Source organism: Helicobacter sp. T3_23-1059 (assembly GCF_053654515.1).
On the sequence record NZ_JBSIUV010000058.1, the window covers coordinates 1 to 10435 of the forward strand.

The 10435-nt window shown below is 38.7% G+C and carries 10 protein-coding genes; 4 read left to right on the forward strand and 6 right to left on the reverse strand.

What is annotated here, in order from left to right:
* Window positions 1–145 precede the first annotated feature (145 nt).
* Window positions 146–289: a hypothetical protein gene (locus ACWIX0_RS11550; RefSeq protein ID WP_454174145.1), complete on the forward strand. Its 144-nt coding sequence runs from the start codon at window positions 146–148 to the stop codon at window positions 287–289.
* Window positions 290–649: 360 nt separating this feature from the next.
* Here the strand turns inward: ACWIX0_RS11550 and ACWIX0_RS11555 are convergent, their stop codons facing one another.
* The 6 genes from ACWIX0_RS11555 to ACWIX0_RS11580 form a co-directional block, all read right to left on the reverse strand.
* Window positions 650–1390: a hypothetical protein gene (locus ACWIX0_RS11555; RefSeq protein WP_454174146.1), complete on the reverse strand. Its 741-nt coding sequence runs from the start codon at window positions 1388–1390 to the stop codon at window positions 650–652.
* A gap of 307 nt (window positions 1391–1697) precedes the next feature.
* The gene (locus ACWIX0_RS11560) at window positions 1698–2951 is read right to left on the reverse strand and encodes a hypothetical protein (RefSeq protein ID WP_454174147.1); all 1254 of its coding nucleotides are present in this window, start codon (window positions 2949–2951) and stop codon (window positions 1698–1700) included.
* A 132-nt stretch (window positions 2952–3083) separates the two neighbouring features.
* Complete coding sequence (panC, locus tag ACWIX0_RS11565; protein WP_454174153.1) at window positions 3084–3962, reverse strand: pantoate--beta-alanine ligase; 879 nt, start codon at window positions 3960–3962, stop codon at window positions 3084–3086.
* Window positions 3963–3979: 17 nt separating this feature from the next.
* Entirely contained in the window at window positions 3980–4852 is an 873-nt protein-coding gene (locus ACWIX0_RS11570; RefSeq protein ID WP_454174148.1) for an orotidine 5'-phosphate decarboxylase / HUMPS family protein, read from the reverse strand.
* Window positions 4853–4882: 30 nt separating this feature from the next.
* Entirely contained in the window at window positions 4883–5560 is a 678-nt protein-coding gene (locus ACWIX0_RS11575) for a DedA family protein (protein ID WP_454174149.1), read from the reverse strand.
* A gap of 80 nt (window positions 5561–5640) precedes the next feature.
* Entirely contained in the window at window positions 5641–5967 is a 327-nt protein-coding gene (locus tag ACWIX0_RS11580) for a YciI family protein (RefSeq protein WP_454174150.1), read from the reverse strand.
* Window positions 5968–6065: 98 nt separating this feature from the next.
* Here ACWIX0_RS11580 and ACWIX0_RS11585 point away from each other — a divergent pair, with 98 nt between their 5' ends.
* The 3 genes from ACWIX0_RS11585 to ACWIX0_RS11595 all read left to right on the forward strand — a co-directional run bounded on the left by ACWIX0_RS11585 (window position 6066) and on the right by ACWIX0_RS11595 (window position 9927).
* Complete coding sequence (locus ACWIX0_RS11585; protein WP_454174151.1) at window positions 6066–6254, forward strand: hypothetical protein; 189 nt, start codon at window positions 6066–6068, stop codon at window positions 6252–6254.
* Window positions 6255–6375: 121 nt separating this feature from the next.
* The gene (locus ACWIX0_RS11590) at window positions 6376–6972 is read left to right on the forward strand and encodes a peroxiredoxin (RefSeq protein WP_023926841.1); all 597 of its coding nucleotides are present in this window, start codon (window positions 6376–6378) and stop codon (window positions 6970–6972) included.
* 540 nt (window positions 6973–7512) lie between these two features.
* A complete protein-coding gene (locus ACWIX0_RS11595) occupies window positions 7513–9927 on the forward strand; it encodes a hypothetical protein (RefSeq protein ID WP_454174152.1) in 2415 nt (804 codons plus the stop codon).
* The last annotated feature ends 508 nt before the right edge of the window (window positions 9928–10435 follow it).

The following is a 10435-nucleotide window of genomic DNA, read 5'->3' on the forward strand; positions in this document are numbered from 1 at the left end:
ATTGGCGTTTTTAGATTTTTGAGATACTTCGGCTTTTTAAAAGCCTCAGTATGACACAACTTAATATTTTGGATACTTCGGTTTGTGCCAAACCTCAGTATGACAAATATTTCCCCATCCTTTGCGGAGGGGGACAAAATGGGGGTTGGTAAATAAAACTCCCGCTTCCTCAAAAAACGCTACAAATGATTCTATAATGTGGGATATACCCTCCCCCAAACCCACTCCGCAAGAGAGGTGGAATTTTAGGTTGCCACGCAGATTTTATGCAAAATCCGCGTGGCAATGACAAAAAATGGCTAAAAATAGATTTTGTGTTGCACAAAATCTACCCGCCACCTTAGCCCTTTCCGCAGAGGGAGGGGGGATTTTATGTTACTATGCTTTCAAATTTGAAAAGTATAAAATCTAATTTTTTCAATAAGAAAACAAAAACAAAAATCTAATCGCCCTAAATGTCAAAAAACTAAAAAACGAAATAGTAAAAAACCAAATTTTAATGGTAAAAAACAAAAATGCAAAAAAAACTAAATGACAAAAACCAAAATCTATTCGCAAAAACTAAAAAAACAAAATAGCACAAAAAACTAAAAAAAAAGCAAAAACCAAAATCTAACAATAAAAAAACAAAAATGGTAAAAAACAAAATCTATTGTGTCTTTGTCGCTCGTTGTTGTCGCAATAAACCTTGTTTTTCTAGCTTTTTGACTTCTTGTATGTTTTTATAGACTTTGTTGTAATATTTTTGTGCCGTTGTAGAATGCACCTTAAACCCTGCATTGTAGCTTTTTATGGCGTATTCTAGAGGATTTTTTTTGCGCTTAGCCCAATATTCATAAAAATATTGAAGCGTATCAAGGGCGGCATTTATGGATAAATCCTCATTTACGATTAGATTTCCACAATAAATATTGCGATTTAGCGGGGAATCTTTGATTTTATTAAACCTAAGATAGCTTTTGATATTGATATGTAGCACGCCACAATCATAAGTTTGCAGATTTAGCGGGTATAGCCCAAGCCTAGATTCTGCATACGAAATAGCGATTAGGGCGTAGTGCAAATCATACGGTTTGCCGACATTCCAAAGCTTTTTTAGCAACGTTTTTTGTGTCTCTTCTAAATCGTCCCAATTTAGCGTGTTTGATTTTGCAGGGATAGAGTTTAGGAGGCAAGCACCTAGTATAAACGCCACTAATGCTAGGTTTTTGATAGATTTTTGCAAAAAATACGGCTTAAACATTAAAAATTGCAAATTTGCAAAATGCGTGCAAAAATTAGCGATTTTTGCTAATCTTGCCCAAAAAGCCCATTTTTGTGAAAATCTAGCAAATATATGTTTGCGTAATGGATTGTTAAGTGTGGTTTGTTTTTGCCATTTTGTGCGCATTTGGTCATATACTCCTTGCGGATTCATTTACATTTGGTTTGCTTGCTAGCAAATTATATTCCAAAGTAAATACACCACAAATGATAAATAAACCATACACAAACAATCAACAAACAATAAGCAAATAAGCTAAAATCTAGCAAATCTAGCCATTATAAAACTATCTTGCTAATTTATAAAAGGCGTAATTTTGTGGGTAATTTTGCCCTAAATTTTCCCTATTTTCTAGATGGTGTTACGCTGTGTGGTTACGCTGTTGTGGGACTACGCTAGCCCATTTTATGAAAATCTAAAAATCTAAAAAAATCTAAAATGCGAGCCTTAGCCCGCCATTTACTTGGGTTAGGGTTGGCACACCGCGTGAATCCAAATGCGTATTTACCACATTTACCACGCCTATGACATTATCACTAAACCAAATCTCAAACCCCGCATCAACTTCATTTTGCGTGGATTTTATGCGATTTAGCGTTGCTATACCATTTGCCCCCGTGCTAGATTCTAGCGCGTCATAAAAAGTCCCGCCATACGCTACAAAAAAGTTAAATCGCTTTAATTTCGCAGAGATTTTGCCATAGATTAGATTTGCGTTTGGCTGTGTTTTTAGGACGCGTCCTCCCCAGACAAAAAACGGGCTAATATCTTCGCCTAAAAGTCCCAAACTCCCAAAGCCAGCCTTATATCCTGTCAGCACATATCCAGCGGCAATCTCAAAGGCGTTTTTCATCGAAAAATTCCCCTGCAAATAAAACACCCCCCCGTCATTTTTGCCACTAGCTTGAACGATTTGCAATGCGTTTTTATGCTCAAAGCTATATGCCCCGCCCGTCCTTGCTTGGAGGGTAAATTTTTCTCCTATGTCAAAATCCGCTTGGAGATTCCCTCCCACAGCGGTAAAAATCGGTGGCGCAAAGTAAGTATAAGCCTTTAGCGTTAGCCTATCATCTAAAAAATAATACTTCGCACCCAAATAATACACCCCCGCTTGACTAGGGCGCACAAAATGCGTCATCGCATAATAATCAATCCTCCCAAAATCATACGCCCAAAATCCCTCAATAAGTAGATTTTCTAGCGAGCGGTTTCGCACCCAAATCGCATCAGTAAGCGTATTTACCCATTCGTTTTTTATGTCGATTCTGCCGACTTTGACATTGGTATCGCCATCAAAATATTCTATAAAAGATTCTGCTAGGGCTGCTTGGTTGGAGTTGAAAAAATCCTCTTTGACATTGCCCGCACCTTTTTTAGAATCATAAAAGCTAGCCATAGCGCGAAAACTCACGCTTGCGCGGAAGTTTTTATAAAAACCTGAAGTGTATCCTAGCCCTACATTGCCCAAAAAATAGCCCATATTTCCCAAATATCCATAGCTTGCAAGTCCAGCATTTTTGTTTGAGACTACGCGCTGTGTGCCATTTACACCGCCTATGAAATTTCCATAAAAGATTAAATCCCCCTTGCTTACGCCATTTTTTAGCGCATCATCGATACTCTCAAACGCCACACTTAGCGAAATCGCGCATAGCACAAATGCCATAGCGAAATATTTTTTTATCATTATGCCTCCTTAAAAATGTTGCTTAGAATCTTGCGCGGGTATTTTGACATATTTTAGTTCTTTTATGCCTTACTTTTGGGCGTTTATGCCTTTATTTCATACCATTTAAAAATCCACATTTATCGCAAAATCTTATAGCCATAGATTATCAAGCAAGCGGGTTTTGCCTACATATCCTGCAAGCAAGATTATGCTTTTATTTGGCGTTATGTGGTTTATTTGCCTTAGCTCATAGTTGCAAGCATTTAGATATTCTAGCTTTATTTGACTATTTTTTAGCACTGCTAAGCCTGCTTTGAGGATTTTGCTAGAATCAATATTTGCGCAATCTTTAGATTTTGCATTAGAATCTAGCATTGTTTGATAAGTGTCTTGCATAGATTTTATCGCCTTTGGGATAGATAGCGCAATCTCTCGCTCTTTAGGTGTTAAATACGCATTGCGCGAGCTTAGAGCTAGCCCATCTATATCGCGCACGATAGGGCAAGGCACGATACAAACAGGGATAAAAAAATCTTTCACCATTTTTTGAATGATTAAGAGCTGTTGGGCATCTTTTTGTCCAAAATACGCATTATCTGGGCGCACAAGCCAAAAAAGTTTCATAACCACTTGCAACACCCCGCCAAAATGGCTAGGGCGGGCAAAACCCTCTAGCACAAAGCCAAATGATTTTGGTGGGGTTAGCCCTGCTTCATCATCGCTTGCATACATATCGCTAGCACTTGGGATAAATACCGCGCTTGCTCCTAGCTCCTCGCATTTTTTTATGTCAGATTCTAGTGTGCGCGGATATGTGGATAAATCCTCATTTGCCCCAAATTGCGCAGGATTTACAAAGATTGATACGATGGTATGAGCGTTATCTTTTGTGCTTTTTGTGATTAGTGATGCGTGTCCTAAATGTAGCGCACCCATCGTTGGGACTAGCCCTAAAGTGTGGTTATTGTTTGTGGTTTTTATCTGCGTGCAGTAGGATTGCAACTCTTGCGGGGTTTTTAGGATTTGGATTTTGCTCATTGCTTGCCTTATGATAGATTTTGCATTTGTTGTAATATATCGCGCAGGGCTTTTTGTGGCGATTTAGCATTATAGATAGGGCGTCCCACTACGATAAAATCCGCTCCTGCATTATATGCTTCTTGTATGCTTGCTACGCGCTTTTGGTCATCTTTTGTTTTGTCTTGTAGTTTGTTGCTAGATTTTTTCGCGCTATTTTGTGAAATGTTTGTAGTTAGATTTGGCCGTATCGCAGGCGTTAGGGTAAGCAAATGCGGGTAAGATTTTTTGATAAAAGCACATTCTTGCACGGAGCAAACCATACCATTTATGCGGGATTTATCACACGCAAAGGCAAAATCCTTTACAGCGTTTGTAATGTCTTTGTTATACACCGCGCTAAATTCTGCTTCATCAAAGCTAGTAAGTGCGCTAACTGCCATTATAAGCGGTTTTTTAATATTTTTAATGTTTGGATTATCGCGTAGTGAATCTATTGCGTGGGTAGAATCTGCTTTTGGATTTTGCGCTAGATTTTCATTTGCAAGATTTTCAAGTCTAGCCATTACTTCTTGCATAGCCCTTTGTCCTGCGCTTGCGTGGATTGTCAGCATATCTATGCCGATTTTAGCGCATTCTTGCACCGCATCTGCCATCGTATTTGGTATGTCATAGAGTTTTAAATCCAAAAAGATAGGCAAATCACACGCTTTTTTTATCGCTTCTATACCTGCTATGCTATCGCGCACAAACGCCCTAAGCCCGACTTTTAGCCAGATTTTAGATTTTAGTTCGCTAGATTTTAAGTCGTGGGGGACAGAATCTTTTAGAAAATCTAGTGATTTTATAAGGCGTAGATTTTCCTCTAGGCTAGGCAAATCAAGTGCTATGACTAGGTTCATTTGGGTTTCTTTTATGGTTTGATTTTGTGGTTATTGTTTGTCGTTTTTGTGGCGAGATTTGTAAATCAATGCGTAAATAAGCCCGATAACGCAGACAAAACCTAGCGTGCCAAAGGCGATATAGCGTAGATTTTGCTTCACGCTTGCAAACTCTGCAATGCCTGTTTTTGAAGAAAAAATATCCACAATATTGCTAATGCTTAAATCATCTCCAAACCACACTCCCAAATAATACCCAAACACTGCTAAAATAGCTATCCAAATGCTTGCCCCCAAAGTCGTATAAAAGCTAAATTTTATGATATTCATTCGCGCTAGTCCAGCGGGCAAGGATATGTATTGACGCACGCCCATAATCAGCCTGCCCAAAAATGTGCTGATTTCGCCGTGCTTTTGGAAAAAGCTATCCATTTTGTCCATTGTTTTTTGCGTGAAAAAGAAATATTTGCCATACTTTAGCAAAAATCCCCTGCCAAAATACAATGCCAAATAGTAGTTAAAAAGCGCACCAGCTAGGCTTCCTAACGCACCTGCTAAAAGTGCTAGATACATATTCATCTCGCCACGATACACAAGGTAGCCAGCGGGAATCATCGCCACTTCGGAGGGAAAAGGAAAAAAGCTAGATTCTAAAAACATCATAATAAAAATGCCTGCATAGCCAAAAGAGCCTACGGCATCGACAATGGTGTGGATAATGTGGTTCATATTGTGCCTTTTATGATTTGTTTTTGGGGTTGTTGTTGCTTTGTTTGCGTTGTTTGCGTTGTGCTTTGTTTAGCAGGGATTTACGCGCTTAAAAAATCTTTGATTTTCTCATCAAAAAGCACAGGGCTAAATTCGATGATTTCATAGCTAGCGGCGTTTTTTAGATAATATGGGTCATTTTTGGTGAAATCTCTAGCTTCTTGCAAACTAGCAAATCGCCCGATGATGATTCCGCCTGTTTTTGGATTGCGAGGTCCTGAGGCTAGCAAAAATCCTGCCTCATAGCCTTGCGCTAAATACGCCCTATGCTCACTAACAATAGAATCTATCACTTCCAAACTTGCGGTGTAATTTACTTCTATAATAAACAAATTTGCGGGGTTAGATGTATTTGTGGAGGTAGCCATTTATGTCCTTTTTGTAGCGTTGTTTGGTATGTTTAAGTCATTATTGCGGATTAGATGAGTTTTGATAAAGCGAGAATCTTAGCAAAAAATGGCAAAAATTGCCTAAACGCCTAGCCCCAAAATCTAAAAAGCATAAAATAAATGATTTTAGTGTAGCCAAAATGCGTATAAAAGCAGTGCTAGCAAAATCTTATAAAGCAAAATATATAAATGATTTTGCAAAAAATGAAGCAAAAATTCTATTGCCTATGTCAAAATATTTTTCAAAATTTCGCACAAACATATAAAATTTACATAAAAATTACACAAAAATTGTGTTTTTTAAAAATTGATTAACTTTTTATAGGCTACAATTCTAATTGATAATTTTTATTGATTATCATAAATCTTAAACAAAAAGGAGTAACTATGTTAGTTACAAGAAAAGCACCTGATTTCAATGCACCAGCAGTGCTAGCAAACAACCAAATCGTAGAAAGCTTTGAGCTTAGCAAAAATCTAGGCAAAAACGGCGCAGTCGTGTTCTTTTGGCCAAAAGATTTTACTTTTGTATGTCCTAGCGAGATTTTAGCTATGGACCACCGCGTGAAAGATTTTGCCGAAAAGGGCTTTAATGTCATCGGCGTGTCTATCGACTCTGATGTCGTGCATTTTGCGTGGAAAAATACACCCGTAGATCAAGGTGGTATCGGCAATGTCAGCTTCCCTATGGTTTCAGACATTACTAAGCAAATTTCACGCGATTATGATGTGCTTGTAAATGGAGCAGTCGCGCTTCGCGGTAGTTTCCTAATCGACAAAGACCAAATCATTCGCCACGCGGTTATCAATGACTTACCACTTGGACGAAATATGGACGAAATGCTACGAATGGCAGACGCGCTACTATTTGTCCAAGAGCACGGCGAAGTATGCCCAGCAGGCTGGCAAAAAGGGCAAGCAGGTATGAAGCCTACAGCCGATGGTGTGAAAGACTACCTAAAAAATAACGCTAGCAAGCTATAAGATTCTAAAATCTTGCAAAAAGAATCAAAGATTCGATTCTAGCGTTGCTAAGTCTTTGTCGTTAAATCGATAAAGACTTAGCATTTTTTTTGCCTTATTTTTTAGCCTTTTTTACAAAATCCTAAAATCCTCCCCTAAAATCCTCCCATAGAAACTTACTAAAAAAGCCTAAGATTCCCTAGAAATATTCCATAAATCCATTTCAAATACCACTTCAAATATACTTCCAAATTTTTTTGCAAATTTTTTTGCAAATCTTTTTGCAAATCCACAAAACTATATCCAAAATCTAGTATAACTACACCACGACTACAACTCGCATTTTTATGCTAAAGTTACCTACTTTACGCGATATTTTGTATTTTTAAGGTTTTTGTAAGTTTATAAATAGTTTAATTTCTATTTACAAAAGACTTAAAATGCTTAAGCGATTTTAAGCAAAAAACGGGGGTTGGCATAAGCTAGCAAAAACTACTTAAAAGCCTTGTATCATCAGCCTTTATAAGCGCGTATGAAAGGCAATAAAACGGGAGAACACCAATGAAACAAATGAAGCAAATGAAAGAAATGAAGCAAACAAAACAAATCGCAAAAAATACTACCAACACACAAAATCTAGCAACTCTAAGCAGGCTAAGCACGCTAAGCACGGCAGTAGCCCTAGCCCTAGCTACTCAAAATGCACAAGCACAAGACACCACTTTTTCAAGTGCTATGCTAGAAAATATCGCGCTTACACATTTGCGAAATACCGCCATAACGGATAGTATGCTAGATTCTATGACACGGAAAAGTTTTCACTCAAACTATGGCAAAAAAACCGCTGTGGGCGAGCTAAAAGAAGCAGAAGAATCTATCCGCAATAGAGATTACGACTATGAAGCTATCGAAGTATATGTCGCTAGCAAAGTCGCAAAAGAAAAAATCGAAATTACCAAGCTAGAATCCAAGCTAGAGTCCCTAAACGCACAGCATAATGATTTGCGCGAAAAAGACATTCAAGTCGCCATAGAAGCCGAAAAAGACAAGCAAAAAGAAGTCTTAATCCAAAAAGCAAAAGTCCTAGCCGAGCAAAAAGCAAAAACAGCCCTGCAAAGCAAAATCCAAGCCCACGAGAGAGAAAAACAACGGCTAGCACGGCTAGAAACAGAGGCAAAAAACAAAGCCCAAGCCAAACTCCAAGCACAAGAGAGAGAACAAATCGCTACTAAAAATAAGCAAAGAGATAGCGAGCTAGCTGAGCAAAACGCCCTAGCTAGCAAACTCCAAAACCAAATCACGCAGAGCAAATCCCACAAAGCAAACCTAGCCAAAACCCTAGAGCAAGAAAGCGCACGCATAAATGCCGAAATACGCCAGCTACAAAAAGACTACGAAGCAGATGCGCAGATAAAAAATCTAACCCCCACGCAAAAAACCACACAAAAAGAGCGACAAAAAGACATAGCAAGCCTTGATGCTAAGCTAAAAAATCTAAACACCAAGACAAAGCAAGAATCCCAAAACCAAGACGCCCTAATCGCAAATAGCGAAAAAGAGCTTTTAAAAGTGAATGCCAAACAAAAAGAGATAAAATCCGCTTATGAGCGCGACATAGACACCATAAAAGAGCGCACCAAGCAAGAATACCAAGCCCAAGCAAGCGAAATCGCAAAGCAGCACTACTTAGCACCGCTTGATACTAAGGCTGAACTAGAATCTTTGAGGGCAGAGCATACCCAAATCGAAGTTGCAAAAGCCCGAAATACCGAAATCAAGCTAACCCAAAATGTCATTAGCGCAATCCAAACAAGGCTAAGGCAGTTTTATACCCAGCCAAATGCAGGCAAAAACCCCGAGATAGCCCAAACCAAAAACCAAATCGAGCAAGCAAAATCTAAGCTAAAAGAAAAAGAAGCATTTTTCACCGCCCAAGCCAAGCTAGAGCAGGACAAAAAAAAGCAATTAGAGTTAGATTCTGTGCGAGTGGATTTAAGCGAGGTAAATAAGATTCGCTTAAAAGGCGTAGATTTAGACAAACAAGAATGGACAAATCAGCAGATTTTAGACGCGCTTGATAGGGTGTTTATCCCATATTATGGCGACAAAAAACAGCATTTTTTCATCACTCCCTACACGACACATACATATCTAAACGCCAAAGCAAAAGGACACGACATAGGCGGTGGTATCTTAGCAGGCATCGAGCGAAATCTAGGACCACTATCAGGGCGATTTGGCGCATATATAGGATATGATTTTAGCTATTTAGCCACAAGCACACCAAGCGCGACAGATGACATATCAGTGGCAAACCAAAATCACGGCATAAATGGCGGTTTGACTTATTTCAAACCATTTGCTACGCACGGGACAAACGAATGGTTTATCAAAACGACTTTGAGGGGAGGGGGGAGATTTTTAGATTCTAGCGCGTCATACACTTCGCGCACCACCCAAAAACCACAGCCTGATATGCTAAGCGCGTGGAATGTCGGGCTAGATATAAGAGCGGGCAAAAAGTTTTATTCTGTGAAGCGAAACTCATATTTTTCGCCAGAATTTGGCATAAGCTATGATATGCTCCAAACGCTCAAATGGAACGCCATAAGTGGCGGTGGCTTACCACAAACAGCCCCCACCTATGACGCCAAAGAAGTAAAATCAAACATTTTTCATCTACCTCAAGCAAGGGTGCAGATACACTACCACAAAGCCTTAAGAAATACCTTTAGATTTTCCTCTACACTAGGAGTTGTGTATAATATGCTTTATAACCCTACCGTGTCATATCTAAATCATAACGGCGAGCAGGCTAAAGGCAGGCTTTATTTGTCCCCCGTGTATGGTGTGGCAGATATAAATTTGCATTGGGCTTTGAGGGGCAATACAGAATTGACACTTGGCTACACAGGAGCGTATTTTAGCTCGGCTATCTCTAGCGCGCTTATGCTAAAAGTCTCTAAATGGTTTTAGTATAGATTTAGCATCGCTAGGGTTTTTTTTGATTTTGGTTTATTTTTGCCTATGATTTTGGCTCTTTTTTGGCTAATTTTTCGCTAAGGCGATTTGCTTTTTTGCCGACAAATACAAACAAATCGCAAATAAAATAAGGCAAAAAATGTTATGAAATGCTGTGTTTAGGATTTTTTAGACGAGTGAGGTTGCGTATTTTGCGTGATATGCAAGATTTTTTGGGCGTTTTTTTTTTTTTTGTTTTTTAAGAATCATTTAAGTATTTTTTCGTTACTATTTACAAATCATTTACTTTCAAGCAGATTTTAGATAGCACAATCTTAGATTTTGCTCTATTTTTTGCTAAAGTAAAGAAATATCCTAAATATAAGGAGCAACAAATGGCTACATTTATCAAAGGTGCAAAAACTAGCACCACAAAAACGAGAGAGAGAGAGAGAGAGAGTAACTCTGCGCTAAATCTTTCTAGCTCTAAAAAAGCAAATTGTAGGACTAAGCGTAAGCAAAG